Annotated in this window: 18 protein-coding genes; 12 read left to right on the top strand and 6 right to left on the bottom strand. The window is 38.6% G+C overall.

The annotated features are described in order from the left end of the window. Nucleotides 1-19: 19 nt before the first annotated feature. On the top strand, nt 20-1,201 hold the full coding sequence (gene hmpA / locus P4S71_RS09850) for an NO-inducible flavohemoprotein (protein WP_337150587.1): 1,182 nt from the start codon (nt 20-22) through the stop codon (nt 1,199-1,201). A 95-nt stretch (nt 1,202-1,296) separates the two neighbouring features. On the opposite strand, the gene P4S71_RS09855 is transcribed toward hmpA, so the two are convergent. Together P4S71_RS09855 and P4S71_RS09860 are read right to left on the bottom strand one after the other, a co-directional pair. Next, nucleotides 1,297-1,950: an endonuclease gene (locus tag P4S71_RS09855; protein WP_096794058.1), complete on the bottom strand. Its 654-nt coding sequence runs from the start codon at nt 1,948-1,950 to the stop codon at nt 1,297-1,299. 189 nt (nt 1,951-2,139) lie between these two features. After that, on the bottom strand, nt 2,140-4,851 hold the full coding sequence (locus tag P4S71_RS09860; protein ID WP_096792244.1) for a TonB-dependent receptor: 2,712 nt from the start codon (nt 4,849-4,851) through the stop codon (nt 2,140-2,142). 423 nt (nt 4,852-5,274) lie between these two features. Here P4S71_RS09860 and P4S71_RS09865 point away from each other — a divergent pair, with 423 nt between their 5' ends. Next, nucleotides 5,275-5,655, top strand: a complete 381-nt coding sequence (locus P4S71_RS09865; RefSeq protein WP_007376393.1) for a hypothetical protein — start codon at nt 5,275-5,277, stop codon at nt 5,653-5,655. Between the two features lie 10 nt (nt 5,656-5,665). Here the strand turns inward: P4S71_RS09865 and P4S71_RS09870 are convergent, their stop codons facing one another. From P4S71_RS09870 to P4S71_RS09880, 3 genes are all read right to left on the bottom strand, one after another. Next, nucleotides 5,666-6,106 carry a PaaI family thioesterase gene (locus P4S71_RS09870; protein WP_033030264.1) on the bottom strand — a complete coding sequence of 147 codons (441 nt, stop codon included), beginning with the start codon at nt 6,104-6,106 and terminating at the stop codon, nt 5,666-5,668. A gap of 234 nt (nt 6,107-6,340) precedes the next feature. Beyond that, complete coding sequence (locus P4S71_RS09875) at nt 6,341-7,483, bottom strand: M12 family metallo-peptidase (protein WP_337150588.1); 1,143 nt, start codon at nt 7,481-7,483, stop codon at nt 6,341-6,343. 23 nt (nt 7,484-7,506) lie between these two features. Continuing rightward, a complete protein-coding gene (locus P4S71_RS09880; RefSeq protein ID WP_337150589.1) occupies nt 7,507-7,830 on the bottom strand; it encodes a hypothetical protein in 324 nt (107 codons plus the stop codon). A gap of 263 nt (nt 7,831-8,093) precedes the next feature. Here P4S71_RS09880 and lexA point away from each other — a divergent pair, with 263 nt between their 5' ends. The 5 genes from lexA (at nt 8,094) to P4S71_RS09905 (ending at nt 13,354) form a co-directional block, all read left to right on the top strand. Then, nucleotides 8,094-8,711 carry a transcriptional repressor LexA gene (gene lexA, locus P4S71_RS09885; RefSeq protein ID WP_007376396.1) on the top strand — a complete coding sequence of 206 codons (618 nt, stop codon included), beginning with the start codon at nt 8,094-8,096 and terminating at the stop codon, nt 8,709-8,711. A gap of 467 nt (nt 8,712-9,178) precedes the next feature. Then, on the top strand, nt 9,179-10,321 hold the full coding sequence (gene coxB, locus P4S71_RS09890) for a cytochrome c oxidase subunit II (protein ID WP_033039608.1): 1,143 nt from the start codon (nt 9,179-9,181) through the stop codon (nt 10,319-10,321). Further along, entirely contained in the window at nt 10,321-11,913 is a 1,593-nt protein-coding gene (ctaD, locus tag P4S71_RS09895; protein WP_002959615.1) for a cytochrome c oxidase subunit I, read from the top strand. Before coxB ends, ctaD begins: the two co-directional genes overlap by 1 nt. Next, the gene (locus tag P4S71_RS09900) at nt 11,913-12,443 is read left to right on the top strand and encodes a cytochrome c oxidase assembly protein (RefSeq protein ID WP_337119710.1); all 531 of its coding nucleotides are present in this window, start codon (nt 11,913-11,915) and stop codon (nt 12,441-12,443) included. Before ctaD ends, P4S71_RS09900 begins: the two co-directional genes overlap by 1 nt. Before the next feature lie 35 nt (nt 12,444-12,478). Next, nucleotides 12,479-13,354: a cytochrome c oxidase subunit 3 gene (locus P4S71_RS09905; RefSeq protein WP_002959610.1), complete on the top strand. Its 876-nt coding sequence runs from the start codon at nt 12,479-12,481 to the stop codon at nt 13,352-13,354. Here the strand turns inward: P4S71_RS09905 and P4S71_RS09910 are convergent. After that, complete coding sequence (locus P4S71_RS09910) at nt 13,257-13,565, bottom strand: DUF2909 family protein (RefSeq protein WP_081824568.1); 309 nt, start codon at nt 13,563-13,565, stop codon at nt 13,257-13,259. The genes P4S71_RS09905 and P4S71_RS09910 overlap by 98 nt on opposite strands. 14 nt (nt 13,566-13,579) lie before the next feature. On the opposite strand from P4S71_RS09910, the gene P4S71_RS09915 reads away from it, so the two are divergent. From P4S71_RS09915 to P4S71_RS09935, 5 genes are read left to right on the top strand one after another with little or no spacing between them, the layout of a single operon-like run. Continuing rightward, on the top strand, nt 13,580-14,320 hold the full coding sequence (locus tag P4S71_RS09915) for an SURF1 family protein (RefSeq protein WP_096792249.1): 741 nt from the start codon (nt 13,580-13,582) through the stop codon (nt 14,318-14,320). Continuing rightward, the gene (locus P4S71_RS09920) at nt 14,310-14,804 is read left to right on the top strand and encodes a transmembrane cytochrome oxidase associated protein (protein ID WP_337150590.1); all 495 of its coding nucleotides are present in this window, start codon (nt 14,310-14,312) and stop codon (nt 14,802-14,804) included. Before P4S71_RS09915 ends, P4S71_RS09920 begins: the two co-directional genes overlap by 11 nt. Before the next feature lie 28 nt (nt 14,805-14,832). Further along, on the top strand, nt 14,833-15,822 hold the full coding sequence (locus tag P4S71_RS09925; RefSeq protein WP_096792251.1) for a COX15/CtaA family protein: 990 nt from the start codon (nt 14,833-14,835) through the stop codon (nt 15,820-15,822). A 12-nt stretch (nt 15,823-15,834) separates the two neighbouring features. Beyond that, nucleotides 15,835-16,764: a heme o synthase gene (cyoE, locus tag P4S71_RS09930; protein ID WP_337150591.1), complete on the top strand. Its 930-nt coding sequence runs from the start codon at nt 15,835-15,837 to the stop codon at nt 16,762-16,764. Beyond that, nucleotides 16,761-17,378, top strand: a complete 618-nt coding sequence (locus P4S71_RS09935) for an SCO family protein (protein ID WP_337119713.1) — start codon at nt 16,761-16,763, stop codon at nt 17,376-17,378. Before cyoE ends, P4S71_RS09935 begins: the two co-directional genes overlap by 4 nt. Nucleotides 17,379-17,441 lie beyond the last annotated feature (63 nt).

A 17,441-nucleotide genomic window follows, 5' to 3' on the forward strand; every position in this document is an offset into this window, starting at 1 on the left:
TCATCCATAGGAAACACATATGTTATCTAATAAAACTATTGAGATTGTAAAAAGCACAGTTCCGTTATTAGCGCAGGCAGGTACGGTTGTTACAGATCATTTTTATAAGCGTTTATTTAGCCATAATCCTGAGCTTAAAAATATTTTTAATATGGCGAATCAAGATACAGGTCGTCAGCAATTTGCACTTTTTAATGCATTGGCTGCGTATGCACAAAATATTGATAATTTAGCCGTATTAAAAGAAGCGCTAACACGTATTAATCATAAGCATACAAGCTTGAATATTTTACCTGAGCATTACCCTATTGTAGGTGCACATTTAATTGGTACTTTAAAAGAGCTTATTCCTGAGCAATTTACTCCCGATGTTGAATACGCTTGGCGCGAAGCTTACGGCGTACTTGCTGATATTTGTATAACCGAAGAAGCTGCTTTGTATGAGCACAGTAAAAATAAACACGGTGGTTGGGCGGGAACTCGCCAATTTGAAATAACCAGCAAGCAGGCTGAATCAGAACTAGTAACGAGCTTTACACTTACGCCAGTTGATGGCGAAGCTGTTATTACACATAAACCAGGGCAGTATTTAGGTATTAAAGTTAAGCCAGAGGGCGCTGAATATGAAGAAATTCGCCAGTATTCTATTTCACAAAAAAGTAACGCTAAAAACTACCGTATTAGTGTTAAAAAAGAGCTACAGCCAAAGCCTGGCATGGTGTCTAATTATTTACACTCATTAGAGCAAGGCACTATTGTTGAGTTATACCCGCCGGCAGGAGACTTCTTTTTACGCAATAACACAAGTCCAGCGGTACTCATTTCAGCAGGTGTTGGGCAAACGCCAATGCTGGCTATGCTTGAAACGTTATTAAGTGATAATTCTAATCAAGAGATTATGTATTTACATGCCTGCGAAAATACTCAGCAGCACTCGTTTTCAAAATATTTATATGATCTAACAGCGCAGAATAACCGCTTGCAAACAATAACCTGGTTTAACCAAGCGACAGAGGGCGCTGATTTTACAGGGTTGATGAACTTAAACGCAGTACAAGCACAGTTACCATTGAGTAATGGCGACTTTTACTTGTGTGGCCCTGCGGGGTTCATGGCATTTATAAAAAACCAATTACTTGGGCTCGGTGTTAAAAGTGAGCACATTCATTACGAAATATTTGGCCCGCATCAAGATTTATAATACCGTTTAAAAGTGGGCATATTTTAGATAATTATTTAGGCTACTAACTTAATCTCGCACTATAAAATTTACTCAATAGTGCGCAACCAATTAAATTATAGTTTTTTAGTATCACTTTGCGCTGCAAACGTTTGTTTTTGCCATGCATTAAAGAGCTTTTGTTGCTTATCTGATATCTTTAAACCGTAGGTTTTTTGCATATAAGCATAGGTGTCGGCTATACGTTTTCGCGCATAAACAGGCGGTTCAACTACACGTTGTTTAAAGTTTACTTTTACTTCGCAGCGGCCATACTGTGTGGCGTTTTCGTTAAGCATGCCAAATCGATAATTGGAGCGATCGGCATTAATTTCGCCAATAGCTGGCGCTAAGTTGTTTATATCGGCTTCCATTTTTCTAAATTTAGCACTTACTTTTCTACAATTTTTTCGCCCGCCATCTTGCCAACATTGTAGTTGATGACCAAATTCCCACGCCGGAACAATGTGTTCCCACTCAATGCGTAGTGCTCGCACGTTTATCTTACCTGAGCGTGTAAGCGTATTTCTCGGAACGTAACCACAGTTTGCGGGATCTGGAACGAGTTTTTTACCTTCTTTTTTAATGTCGCAGCCGCAGTAGATGCTTTTAGCGTTGTCAGGTAGGGTTTTAATAAGGTGTTTTTTTGCAGTAGAAAAACGGGTGAACTGCTCCGCTGATACCGAAACACACAAAAAACAAGCCAATAAGGCCAGAATAAATCGAGTCATATCCATCACATATGTGAACTACAGGAATGGCTAGTTTAAGCTGTTGATTAAAAAAGATAAAGAAGACTTAGAATTTAGCTTGAAATGGTTACTGGTACTTGCTCTTTTTATTTTTGTAAAAAAAGCTGATAGTGCGGGGAAACTATCAGCTTTGTATAAGCTATTTAACCTGAGCTTTGGTTAAGATACTTACATACTATAGCGAATACCTAAAAAGAATTGCCTACCAGTATGATTATACTCTCGTGGTAAATTAAGAGTTCCGTCACCAGTGGTATACAAACGCTCGTATTCATCGGTTAAGTTAATAGCTTCAAATGTTACGGTTACATTGTCATTGAGGTTATAAAAAGCAGAAAGGTCATAATGTGCTGGACCTGTTGTTGCTTCTTCAGCATTACCATTACTGCCAGTATAATCAGTAATGTAGTTATCGCGTTTATTCATTGAAACGCGAGCGCCATAATTTTCTTCTTCGTAATAAAGTGTGAAATTATATGAATTTTTAGAAAGCCCCGTTATTTCTCCTGCGGATACGTGAGTGTAGTTAGAAACAATACCGGTATTTTTTAATAACCCCGGTAAAAAGCTAAATGGCTGTTGATATATTAGCTCAATACCTTTAACAACAGTTCCCTTGCCATTTACAGGTACGTAATGGGTGTAGGGTGTTGTTCTTGGGTCAAGTGCACTTGATGGATCGTATTGCGGATCGTTATCAATGAAAGGTAAGTATGCAGGGTCAACTAATTTTTCTTCAGTTGAGCTGGTGATGAAAGTACCTATATCTTTATAAAAACCAGTTAAAGCAAGTAGCGACTCTTCATCAAAATACCATTCGATACCTAAATCAGTATTTGTTGAGGTGAATGGGTCTAAAAATGGATTACCCGCACTGACTGTTCCATTTAAATAGGAGAATGATGGGTTACCTGGGTTTAGTGAGCCAAGGCTTGGACGAGTCATGGTTTTGGATAACCCTAAACGTACAACAACATCTTGCGTTGCATCCAGTGCTAAATTTAAAACAGGTAAAACATTATCATAACTATTTTCAATTTCAACAGGATCGCTTTGAATAAAGCCCGTTGATGTTGTTTCTGTTTTTACATAACGTAAGCCTACATTTGTTCGTAGGAGCATATCAGATATTTCATATTCAAAATCTGATTGAATATAAGCAGCGATGGTTTCCTCTTCAACTTCCCAGCTTTGTGCACTTCGCGCCGTCCACTCTTTATTGAGTAGTTGTGATTCAATTGCATCAAAATCGGCCACAATAAATTGCGGCAACGTACCATCATAGCCTGAACCATAATCATCGTAAGGCATTAATTGTGAAAAGCCGACGGCTGACTCTTGATCCGGAAATCCATTAATTTGCGATTCATCATAGTTTACTGTTCTATCGTTATAAGCAATCCCACCTTTAATGCTCATAAAGTCTGTTTCGTAAGTTAAATCTAATTTGGCAGTATCATTTTTTCTGAGTACATCCGTAGCACGAAGTCGACCGTCTGTTAAATTAAATGAACTTGCATCTAAATTATCATAGCCATAATCCATCACTGCAGTATTTGCGCTATTTCCAAAATCAATTGAGACGGTATGAGGTGTATTGCTGGTCATATTATAACGATATTGCTCAGAGCGAGCATTTGACTCAGCGGTGCCGATCATTGCATCTAATTTTAAGTAGTCAGATAGGTGGTATTTACCAGATAACACATACTGTTTAAATTTTGTTTTAGATACCTGTTGACGGCTTTCTGCACGGGACTTTACTCCACTAAATGTACCTGCCTGAATTTGTTTTCCATTTTCGGCAACTGTAATAGAGTCTGGAGTGATCTCGCTAAATGTATTTCTGAACATTTCGAAGAAATTATACATCGTACGACTGTTGTCGAGGGTAGAATGCAAGGTATCGAAGGTAATTACTAAGTCATCGTTAGGCGCATACTGTAATGAGCCTGTAAAACCTAATCTATCTTGTTCATTACCAAAAAAATCAGGGCGGGGAAGTCGAGGAGTCCATAGGCAATTTACATCATCAACTTGCTCACCTTCAAATTCACAATTTCCCACATCAGCTGTGCCAATAACGTCAGTATTTGATGTGTCAGCATAGACACCGCCGCCGTCTTTGACGGGGGTTGTCCAGCGAACGGTACCAAAACCTTCTTGGCGAACTGTGCGCTCTGATTTAGCGACAGAGAATAAAGCCCCAAAGGTATCGTCAGCAAATGTATTACTGATCATAAATACCATTCTAGGGTCTGTCTCTTCTGTTAAATCGTTATAGCCTGCCTGTGCCGACGCAGCTACATGAAGACCGGGGGAATCAAAAGGTTTTGCTGAATACATATCGACAGTACCTGCAATACCTCCTTCTTCGGTTGCAGCTGTTGGTGATTTTTGAATATCAACGCGATTGAATAGCTCTGATGCAAAAACGTTGAAGTCAAATGCTCTGCCGCCATTTACACCACCACCCGAATCAGTCCCATCTGTACTAGCAGGAACTTCCATACCATTAAGGGTTGAGCGGGTAAAAGATGGGCCTAAACCACGTAGAGTAATTTGACGTCCTTCTCCTCCTTCTCGCGAAATTGCGACACCAGGGATTCGCTGTAGTGACTCTGCGATATTTAAATCTGGAAATTTACCAATGTCTTCGGCTGCAATTGATTCCGTGGTATTTACTTCAAACCTTTTGGTAGCCAGCGATTTATTAAGTGATGATCTAAAGCCTGTAACTTCGATTAACTCAATTTCACTTTTCTTTTTTATATTTGTTTGTTCGGCTTCTTCAGCACTGATTTGAGCTGTCGTGCTAATTAATAATGCACTAATAATGTAATTAAGTGGCCTGAGAGTGAATCTTTTTGACGTTTTCATTGTGTGTTCCTGCTGAATTTAGGTAATGCCACTCAGTTCAGATTTTGCACTTATTTTTTGTGTTATAAGTAAGCGTAAATATGAGTGAGGTGTGTTTGGCTTTATTTAAATACACCTCTTTAAACAGTGTATTTAACCCGCATATTTAAAATGCCACCGGTGGCATATAAAAGTCAAGGTTATTTTTTATACTTTTTTAAACAATAATTCACTTAATTTTAATCCTCAAAGGTCAACAGGCCATGGAGTTTATAAAAAAGTATTGTTTGTACTTAAAAATGATAAATATTAAATAATGGATTATAAATGCGTAAAACTATCTATTTACCATATAAAACAGCTTATATTACATAGTTGATTTGGTATAAAAGTAAAACTGCGTTAAAGTTTGCGGTGTAATCATTAGAGGATAAATACTAAACAATGTCGGAAATTCAATTTTTAAATGTAGATCTAGAGCTTGAATCAAAGCAGGATATTAGCGTGCTAGTGGCAGACTTAAAAAAAGTCGCTACAGTTTTACATTATGACAAAGACGAATACCGTCAGTTAGCCCGCATTGAAGCTACAGGTGAAGTAGGTACACCAGATAAAGCAATTAACCATATCTGTGAGCTTATTGAATCGTGTTCGCGTAATGCGTTAAAGCAATGGCTAAGTTGTTCACGTAGAACATTTGATATTGGTTTTGAATCAGGCACATCGCCTAAGTGTTTTAACCAAGCTTTAGATGCAGATACATTATTACGTATATCTGCTATTGGTGCGGGTATGGAAATTACAATTTACCCAATCGAAAAGTAACAGTAAGTAATTATCTTCGCTCTACTACGGCTGCGGTCATTCTTGATACGCAGCAAAGCTCGTTTCGACTATTAGTAATTTTTATTTCCCAGACTGAACTACGCTTACCAATATGAAACGCTTTTGCGGTGGCTGTTAAAGTACCATTACGAGATGCTTTTAAGTGACTGGCGCTAATTTCTTGTCCGACACAATAAAACTGAGTGAAGTCGACTACGAAGTTAGCTGCATAACTTGCCACTGTTTCGGCAAGCACTACGTTGGCTCCTCCATGCACCATGCCCATTGGATTATGATGCGCTGGTATGGCAGGCATAGTTGCTACGAGGTAATCATCACCAATTTCGGTAATTTCAATTCCCATGGTTTTCATTAGTGTACCTTGGCCGTTTATACCCTCATCTAGCTGTTTGCAAAACTCTAAAGTAACAGGTTGATACCAAATACTCATAAGCTTACCTTTTAAAATAGTAGTAAAAATATGGCTTATATTTTCATAAAGTTAAGATAATGAAAATAAAAAAGTGGATCTAAATTTATAGCCAGATAGCGTGAGGCGGATAGTAAGAAGTAATAATAGGGATATCGTAGTTTATTGATATAATCGAGCAGTAAAGAAGAAATCGCCCTAGGCTAAATATAAGCAAGCAGCATAATGTTACTTGCTTATACTTAGCCAGATCTTTTATTGGTAACTAGCTATTAACTCGACATTACTAAAAGCACTGTAGCCTTTAATCATAATAGAGTAATTACCAGTGCGGGTGTCGCTACAGCTTTCATTATTTCCGTTTTTATACGGTCGGCAATCGTAGTTACTGCTCGTTGCAATTGCATTATATTTTACATGTAGGTCAACATCCCCAGTGCCATTAGAGGTCGAAAATGTGACTTGCTCAGCTTCACTTGGCACTGTAAAAGTAAACAATTGCTCACTGTTTCGATCACCACTAACAACGATAGATTGGTTATTTTGCAGTGTATTGTTATTTACCGGTGGGCTAGATGCAGATCTAAAATTTGCAATTGTGGGGTTTGTTAAATTTAAGACTCTAGCGTTATCGTGTTTTGATGGAGTTCCCATAACACTTCCGCTGTATGATTTGTTTGGATTTGACCAGTAATTGATTCTTGTGCAGTTATTTGTGCAGTTATAAGCCATTACTGAACGCCATTGTGATTGAGGTTGCTGATAACCATGGCCGAACGAATAAGGAGATGTTGATGGATCGTTTTCAGGGTTATGACGAGCACCTTGTAAATGACCAATTTCATGACCGAAAGAGTAATAGCCGGTTGCACAGTCATAATCAACCATCGCAAATGCGCTGTTAGCATTTGCACCAATTGCTTTGGCTTGGCCACAGTAGCCGTTAACGTCGTTTATTAATATGACTACATCAGCACCGTATTGATCTCGTAGTGTGTGCGCTTCATCCATATAACCATCGTTTTTGGTAGCTAAACGATTTAAATCCGTACCTGAATTTGTAGCTTCAGTATAATTAACTCGGCTTACATGGGCCAAACTAACAACTGCGTTGACACCTGAGTTTTGGTAACCCTGATTAGTCTCTACTATTGCAAGATCAATCAAGCTATTAATATCACTAGATTTTTGTTCTGCGGCTGGGGTGTATAAAACGAGTAAGCTAATATTGCTTTGCGCGTTAGTTGCCATAGCTGTTTGGAAGCTTTGTTCTGTTAAAATTTGTTCACTGATTGAAATAGTGTTGCTAGATTGCTGATAATCGGGTGCATGCTCAGCAGGTTGCTTGGCAGGATCTAATTCAATAAAATTATGACCAGAATGTTTATTCGGTTGCAATTTATAAACATGTTCATTTACCTTTATCGTACCAGAAATCCCTTTGTAGATTTTATCAGTGTTACTTCGTCACCATCTAAGCTTTTACCTACCCAAATTAAGTTACCAGTTGCTGATGTACTTGCTGTACTTTTGATAAATTCAATGTCACTTCCCTGAACAGGTAAAAAGAATGCATTGGTTTTTGCGCTTAGTTCGAAAAGCGGTTGTCCAAATTGAGATTGAGCATTACCTTCTTTATTAATGTTTTGCGTAAAGTTAGAGTGCTGCACTTCGAAAAGTGGGACTTGGGCATACGCATAGCCGCTAAACAATAAGCCAATAAACAATGGTGAATATTTTTTCATTTGATAATCCTTTTAAGTGTTTGTACACATAAAGTGTACATGTTAATAAGTTGTTTTCAATTTATTAACATGTGGCTGTCATCAAATTAGCCCTTAATCGTAAATATAAAGATACAAATGTTTATTTTATGTAAGCAGTCGTTGTTTCTACATAAGTGTAAAAGTGATTTATTAACAGCAAGCAATCAATGTAATTTAAATTTGCGATTTTTATTTAACTGTATATACTCACAGTTAAATGTACTGTATGGAAAACCAGTTGTATGCGACCATTAACGAAGCGCCAAGCTCAAATTCTCGAATTAGTTAAAGTTTTTATTAAAGACACTGGTATGCCTCCTACACGTGCTGAAATTGCACAAACATTAGGCTTTAAAAGTGCCAATGCTGCTGAAGAGCATTTAAAAGCGCTTGCTAAAAAAGGTGCTATTAAGATGAAACCAGGTGCAAGCCGAGGTATTCAACTTGTTGAGGAAGAAGAGCCTGAACAGTTAGGTTTACCTCTTATCGGGCGAGTCGCAGCGGGAGAGCCTATTTTGGCGCAAGAGCACGTTGAGAGTCATTGTAAAATTGATCCATTAATGTTTAAACCAGCTGCTGATTTTTTATTGCGCGTTAACGGTATGAGCATGAAAGATATAGGTATTATGGATGGTGATTTGTTAGCTGTGCATAAAACTCAAGTTGCAGAAAATGGACAAGTTGTAGTTGCTCGTGTTGATGATGATGTTACCGTAAAGCGGTTTGAAAAAGCAGGCCGAAAAGTATTATTGCATGCTGAGAATGACGACTTTTCGCCAATTGAAGTTGATCTAGAAAATGAATCTTTTAATATAGAAGGTTTAGCCGTTGGAGTTATAAGAAACGCTGATTGGATGTAGTTTTTAATTTATTTTTATAAATGCGTGCTTTTTAGCACGCATTTTTGTTTTAACATTAGCACTAAAAATATGACGTAAACAGCCAACTAATTATTTTAGCTGTAAATTTTTTTGCACTTATATTTCCCCCTCCGAATACGTTAAACCCCTTTGTTTTGCTCATATTTTGAACTTCCTGTTGACTAGTTGATTACTGACTTTTTATTAATTACTCAATATCACCTGATTGTTTTTTATACTAAAACTTGCTTGTTGTTCGTTTTTTAGCTAATTATTAATGTGCTGAGCTAATAATAACTCACAGCTTTTTAGTTTTGAGAACACACAATATACACAAACTCGTTGTTGGCGCAGCAAAACCAATCAATATTAAATAAGATTGGCTAAAAAAATAAAAATAACGAATTGGCGTTTAAGCCGTATGCCTCTTCGCTTTGCATTCGCAATAGCATCAAAGGAGCCGTCACATGGGTAAACTGACCTCTACCTTGTGGCTTATATTATGTGTTTTTTCGCACTCAGTTTTGGCGAACAGCCAATACAATATGCGCAAAGGCGTAACCGATATAAGCAATAATGTATATCAGCTGCACATGACCATATTTATAATATGTTGTGTGATTGGGGTGATAGTGTTCGCAATTATGTTTTGGGCACTTATTCATCACCGTAAATCTAAAGGGGCTGTACCTGCCCAATTTCACGAAAGCACTAAAGTAGAAATACTTTGGACTGCAATTCCGTTTGTTATTTTAATTGCTATGGCAGTACCAGCCACTAAAACCCTTATTGCAATGGAAGATGCCAGCAAAGCTGATCTCACTATTAAAATTACGGGTTCGCAATGGAAATGGCATTATGAATATATGGGCGAAGATGTAGAGTTCTACTCTATTTTGTCTACCCCGCAAGATGAAATAGCGAATCTTGCAGATAAAAACCCTAACTACTTACTTGAGGTTGATAAGCCTCTTGTACTGCCAATAAATCAAAAAGTACGATTTTTAATGACTTCTGATGATGTTATTCACTCTTGGTGGGTACCTGATTTTGCAGTTAAAAAAGATGCGAACCCCGGCTTTATAAACGAAACATGGACCAATATTAACGAAGAAGGTACTTACCGAGGCCAATGTGCCGAGCTGTGTGGTAAAGATCATGGCTTCATGCCTGTTGTGGTGGTTGCTAAATCTGAGGCTGATTTTAAAACATGGTTAGCAGATGCAAAGCAGGCTAAACAAAAAGCAGCATTAGCAGATGCCGCATTACTTGATAAAACCCTCCCAAAAGAAGAGTTAATGACTTTAGGCGAACAAGTATATATGGCTAATTGTGCAGCGTGCCATCAGCCTACGGGCATGGGGTTACCGGGTGTATTTCCTGCACTTAAAGGCAGTCCGATAGTGCTTGGCGATATAAAAGATCACATTGATGTAGTTATCCATGGACGACCCGGTACGGCAATGCAAGCTTTTGCCAAGCAGTTATCTATAAAGCAATTAGCTGCGGTTATTACTTATAAACGTAATGCGTGGGGTAATGATACGGGTGATGTTATTCAACCGAGTCAAATACAGACAGCACTTGATGCCAAAGTGGAGGCGAACTAATGAGTAGCATAGTAGAACAACCTAACGCCAATGAAGCTCATCATGCTCATCACCCAGCTAAAGGTTTTAAACGCTGGCTTTACACAACTAATCATAAAGATATAGGTAGTTTATATTTAATTTTTTCGCTGACCATGTTCTTAATTGGTGGCGCAATGGCTATGGTGATCAGAGCTGAACTATTTCAACCAGGTTTACAGTTGGTCGACCCTCACTTTTTTAATCAAATGACCACAGTGCATGGTTTAATTATGGTGTTTGGTGCGGTTATGCCAGCCTTTACAGGCCTTGCTAACTGGATGATACCACTCATGATTGGCGCGCCAGATATGGCATTGCCAAGAATGAATAACTGGAGCTTTTGGATTTTACCGTTTGCGTTCTTAATCCTATTGGCATCGTTATTTATGCCTGGTGGGGGTCCTGCATTTGGTTGGACTTTTTATGCACCACTGTCCACAACATACAGTAATGATAATACTGCATTGTTTGTATTTGCCGTACATATTATGGGAATTAGCTCAATAATGGGCGCAATCAATGTGATTGTAACCATAGTGAACTTACGTGCCCCAGGCATGACATGGATGAAGTTGCCCTTATTTGTATGGACGTGGTTAATTACTGCCTTTTTATTAATAGCGGTAATGCCAGTACTTGCAGGGGCTGTCACTATGGTACTTACCGATAAGTACTTTGCGACCAGCTTTTTTGATGCCGCAGGCGGTGGCGACCCGGTGATGTTCCAACACATTTTTTGGTTTTTTGGTCACCCCGAAGTATACATAATGATTCTTCCTGCCTTTGGCATTATATCTACAATAGTACCTACCTTTTCTCGTAAAAAACTTTTTGGTTATGCCTCAATGGTATACGCCACATCCTCCATAGCACTATTGAGCTTTATTGTATGGGCTCATCATATGTTTACTACTGGGATGCCGGTCGCTGGCGAGTTGTTTTTTATGTACGCGACCATGCTTATATCGGTACCTACAGGAGTAAAAGTATTTAATTGGGTTGCCACAATGTGGAAAGGCTCAATAACTTTTGAAGTGCCAATGCTTTTTAGTATTGCGTTTATTGTGCTGTTTACCTTAGGTGGTTTTTCGGGATTGATGCTGGCAATTACACCTGCTGACTTTCAATATCACGATACTTATTTTGTAGTGGCGCACTTTCATTACGTATTAGTAACAGGGGCTGTATTTTCGATAATGGCGGGGGCCTATTACTGGCTGCCCAAGTGGACAGGCAATATGTTTAATATCACATTGGCTAAATGGCATTTTTGGCTATCGCTGGTGAGCGTGAACGTACTGTTTTTTCCTATGCATTTTGTAGGGCTTGCCGGTATGCCGCGTCGGATTCCCGATTACGCTCTTCAATTTGCCGACTTTAATGCAATCATAAGTATTGGTGGGTTTGCCTTTGGTTTATCGCAATTGTTGTTTGTAGCTGTGGTAATTAAATGCGCGCGTGGCGGTGATAAAGTGCCTGCAAAAGTATGGGAAGGGGCAGAAGGGCTTGAGTGGGAAGTTGACTCTCCAGCGCCATATCATACTTTTTCTACGCCGCCGGTTATTAAGTAATGACACACACACCGCTACTCAAACGTTTGGTACTTATTTGCATAGGCATGTTTGCCTTTGCCTTTGCTTTAGTACCTTTGTATGACGTGTTTTGTGATGTAACAGGGCTTAATGGAAAGCCTTCGCTTGAGCAAGCAGAGCAAAGTACACAAATAGTACAAAACCGAGAAGTCGGCGTTAGCTTTACTACTCACGCACAAAGTGGTGCACCGTTTGAAGTTAAATCAAAAGAATACAGTGTAGTGGTAAAACCAGGTGCAATGCGTGAGGTAATGTTTAGTGCTAAAAATAGCAGCAACCTAGATAAAGTAATGCAGGCTGTACCATCAGTCTCACCAGGTAAAGCGGCAAAGTATTTACATAAAATAGCCTGTTTTTGCTTTGATCAGCAACCTCTAAAAGCAGGGGAAGAACTTGAATTTAAATTGCTTTTTTATGTTGATACCGCACTGCCAAGCGATATTGAAGAATTAACTTTATCTTATACCGTATTTGATATTAGTGAACAGCTGGTGGCAAGTAATAACTAGCTTTTTAAACTAGTGTGAAACTAGGAGTAAATAAAATGAATCAAGAATATGAGCATTATTATGTACCAGAACAAAGCCCGTGGCCTATTGTAGGTGCTGTTGCATTGTTTTTTATTGCAGTAGGGGCAGGCTTAACAGTTATGAGTGTAGGTAAAGAAGGTGGTAGCGGGGTTTATCTGCTTTATGCCGGTATTGCTGTACTTGTGTATATGTTGTTTAGCTGGTTTAAAAATGTAATTAGTGAGTCGGACCAAGGTTTGTACTCAGCACAAATGGATCGCTCTTTTAGACAAGGTATGAGCTGGTTTATTTTTTCTGAAGTTATGTTTTTTATGGCCTTTTTTGGTGCGCTTTTTTATGCACGGGTATTGTCGGTACCTTGGCTTGGAGGCGCAGGCAATAATGCAATGACTAACGAGGTTTTATGGCCAACTTTTGAAGCTGTTTGGCCGCTAGTTTCAACACCTGCTGGCGAAACTACTCAAGCTATGGGCTGGCAAGGCTTACCGCTTATAAATACCTTAATACTGCTTACTTCCTCAGTTACTTTACATTTTGCCCACGTAGCGATGGAAAACAATAAACGCACTCCACTTAAGGTTTTTTTAGGCGCTACTATTTTATTGGGCGTTTGCTTTTTAGGGCTGCAAGTTGAGGAGTACATGCATGCATATAATGACCTTAATCTAACGCTAGATGCGGGCATTTACGGTAATACGTTCTTTCTATTGACTGGTTTTCATGGCATGCATGTAACGCTAGGAACCGTACTTTTATTTGTAATATTTTTACGGATATTAAAAGGGCACTTTACTAAAGATAAGCACTTTGCTTTTCAAGCAGCTGCTTGGTATTGGCACTTTGTAGATGTGGTGTGGCTGTGTTTGTTTGTATTTGTATATGTGCTGTAGCGTTTATTGGCGAATTATTTGCTTTAATAAAACCAAGTTTAAGCGCTGCAATAACAACAACTAAAACAACGACCGAAAACAATACGCGACGACCTAAAAAGTGAGACATAGGTCGTCCCTCAGTTTTCCCTGACACCATAATAAACAATGCTCTAAATAAGTTAAAAAGTATAAATATTAACAACAGTACGATAATAATTTTAATAATCACTGAGTTGACCCTTTATGCAGTTAGTTTTATGGCACAAACAAAAGCTTAGCTCACTAATCACACTTTGTATGGTTGTGGTTGTTGTACTTGTGTGTGTGCGATTAGGGTTTTGGCAGTTGGAGCGAGGTGAGCAAAAGCAGCAACAACTAACCGCTATTGCTAAGCAACAGACTCGAGGTGTGATGAGCTGGTCTCAATTACTTAACCTGCCTGATAGCTGGAACAAAACTGGTGTATTGGTTGAGTTAAAAGGGCGATTTGTGCAAAACCAATATTGGCTTTTAGATAATCAAGTTTATAACGGGCAAGTAGGGTACGACTTACTTGCTTTACTAAAGCCAGACACCGAAGAAAAAGTGATTTTAGTTAATTTAGGATGGGTAAAAGCGCCTATATCTAGAGATGCACTGCCAAAGGTTACTCTGCCTACAGGTATTTTTATTCTTAAAGCGCAAATAAAAGAAAATAATTTAAGTAGCTTTACGCTTGAAGATAAAACTACAAATAACGACTTACCTACAAGAATCCAATCTATCGACTTGGATATGTTGAGCACTCAAAGCCAGCAATCATTAATTAATTTTATGGCTTACAGACAAGGTACTGGTGATGAGATTGCAACACCTCATTATGAGGCCGTTGTTATGAGCCCTCAAAAGCATAATGCCTACGCTGTGCAATGGTTTTTAATTGCTGTTGCATGTGCTGTTGTGGCTATTTTTGCGAGTAAAAAAAGGACACATAATGAAAAATAATCCCCTTTTGTTGTTTGTGGGCTGCTGCGCAATCCCATTAGCTTTGGCATATGGCGCTTTAAAGTTTGATTGGTTGCCTACTGCAATTACTAATAATGGTGAGTTTTTAAGCCAAGAAATAAAACTTAAAAATTGGCCGCAAAATAATCCCAAACAATGGACTATTGCACTTAATTATTCAAACGAATGTAACACCCCATGCAGCGAACAGCTCAATGCACTGAATAACTTATATGTGGCACTTGGTAAAAACCAAGGCAAGGTTGATATGGCTGTAATGGGAAGTCCCGACAATAAAAATCTACCATGGAAAATTATTACAGAGCAACAGAGTTTAAATCCTGCAAGTTTATATTTAATTGATCATATGGGGTTAGTGGTACTTGAATATCCCTTTAAGGCTGAGCCACAAGAAAACCGTTTAGTACAAAAAGGGTTATTAAAAGATCTAAAAAAATTACTTAACTATTCTCGTTCTAGCTAACTAAGCTGAGCTTAAGTTGGAGTATCTGATGTATAAAAATTATAAAAACTTAGTATTAATAACAGGGTTACTCGCTTTGATTGTAGTTGCTTTAGGTGCGTACACCCGCTTAAGCGATGCAGGTTTAGGGTGCCCCGACTGGCCTGGTTGTTATGGCTTTTTAACGGTACCTAAGCATGAGGCTGACATAGCCTTAGCAACTCAAAGCTACCCCGATATGATGTTCGAAACAGCAAAAGCGTGGAAAGAAATGATTCATCGCTACTTTGCAGGTGCTTTAGGTTTACTTATTTTAGGTTTATTTGTGTTGGCTTTTTTAAAGCGCCAATATCCAACTACGCCAGTTAAATTGCCTTTAGCTTTACTTCTACTCGTGGTGTTTCAGGCTGCCCTTGGTATGTGGACAGTAACCATGAACCTTCAGCCGCTTATTGTAATGGGCCACTTATTAGGTGGCTTTAGTATTTTGTCACTTATAACGCTTTTATATTTACGGCTAACCGCAAAACCTATTATGGGTGGCGATAGCGGCGCAAAACGCTATTTTGGTTTAAGTTTAGTAGCGCTCAGTGTATTAATTATCCAAATTGCACTTGGTGGTTGGCTGGCTGCAAATTACGCCGCTCCTCATTGTAGTGGTTTGCCATTGTGTAATTACGCACAACCGTTTTCATTGAGTAGCGTATTTCAATTACCACTTGAGCACAGTAATTATGAGTTTGGTGTGTTATCGCAGCAAGCGCGTATGTCTATTCATTTATTACACCGCATTTGGGCACTGGTTACTTGCATCGTTCTGGCGCTAATTATGTGGAAAATATACAGCCAAGCGTACTCTAAAAAAATTAAAAATTGCGTGGTGAGCGTATTACTTGTCCTGCTTTGCCAAATTAGCTTAGGGCTTATTTTAGTACATTTGCATATTCCGTTGGGAGTTGCACTGGCGCATAATTTGATGGCTGCCATACTGTTATTAAGCATGGTTAGGTTGTGTTATTACCTAAAATCACGCACATAAAGGGGAAATGTAATGGCACTTATAATTGATAAAAAAATACTGCTACCCGTTAATACTCAATCGCTAATTTCGCGTACTCATAGTTTGCTGCAAGACTACTTAGGAATTAGTAAATTTAAAGTGGTAGCCATGCTGGTACTAACAGCTTGGGTTGGTTTAGCGCTGGCTCCCGATGTAGGGCGTGGTATGGCTGTACAGTTTATTAGCTTGTTAGGTATAGGGCTACTTTCTGCTGCTGCAGCGGTTATTAATCACGTGGTTGATAGCGAGATAGACTCAAAAATGGCAAGGACTCGTCATCGTCCTGTGGCTAAAGGGCGTCTAAGTAAAACACATGCGCTTAGCTTTGCAGCTATTATTGGGGTTGCTGGTTTTATTATGCTAATGGTGTGGGCTAATACCTTAACCGCTATATTAACGTTATTTGCATTGGTAGGTTATGCATTTGTTTATACATCATTTTTAAAGCGTGCTACACCGCAAAATATTGTTATAGGTGGGTTGGCTGGCGCAATGCCTCCATTATTAGGTTGGGTGTCAGAAACAAACCAAATGGCAGCAGCCCCTTGGTTACTTGTAATGATAATATTTACCTGGACTCCGCCACACTTTTGGGCGCTGGCTATAGCACGAAAAAGTGATTACGAACGCGCTAAAATCCCTATGTTACCGGTAACCCATGGAATCGACTTTTGTAAAACCTGCGTCGTTGCCTACTCTGTTTTACTCGCTGTTGTTTGCGTATTGCCTTATTTAATCGGTATGTCTGGAGTAATTTATTTAATAGGCGCATGTGTATTAAATGCAGTGTTTATATATAAGGCGGTCAAATTAAAAATTGCTGGAAATGATGAGACTGCAATGGGCTTATTTCGTTTTTCGATTATTCATTTAATGGTACTCTTTGTAATCTTATTTATAGATAAATGGCTCCCTTTATGAAGCAGTTATGGCTTGGATTAATTGTTGTTTTAGTTTTGTTTTTATCAGCATGTTCAAATGAAAATAGTCCACCAGATGTAGATGCATTAGTTTACGAAAATGCAAAGCCACTGTCTGATTTTACGTTAAACGATCAGCGCGGCGAATTAGTGACTAAGCAACAATTTTTAGGACAGTGGAATTTAGTATTTTTAGGCTACACAAGCTGCCCAGATATTTGTCCATTAACACTAGCTAAGTTAAATGCTGTTTATAAAAACTTACAGGCAGATTATCCGCTACAAGTTTGGTTTTTATCGGTTGATCCAAAACGCGATACACCAGCTAAACGAAAGCAATATATAGATTACTTTAACCCTGATTTTTTAGCTGTATCAGGGGAACATAAACACCTTTTTCCTGTTGTTCGAGAGCTTGGCTTAATTTACGCCATTAGCGATAGTAGTGAATCAGAATATGCAGTTGATCATAGTGCTTCGGTCGCTATGGTTGATCAACATGGAGCCGTAAGAGCTATTTTTAAACCCGAATTTAAACAAGGTAGTGTGCCATTAATTAATGCGACGACTTTAACCGAAGAGTTTAAAAAAATAGCCGATTACTATAAAAACTAGTTTTTAACTTTTCATGTATTTTAAAGGAGCTTTATGATCCTTTTTTTGTTTTTCATTCCTGTT

Source organism: Pseudoalteromonas sp. B62, from assembly GCF_037162565.1.
GTDB lineage: Bacteria > Pseudomonadota > Gammaproteobacteria > Enterobacterales > Alteromonadaceae > Pseudoalteromonas > Pseudoalteromonas fuliginea.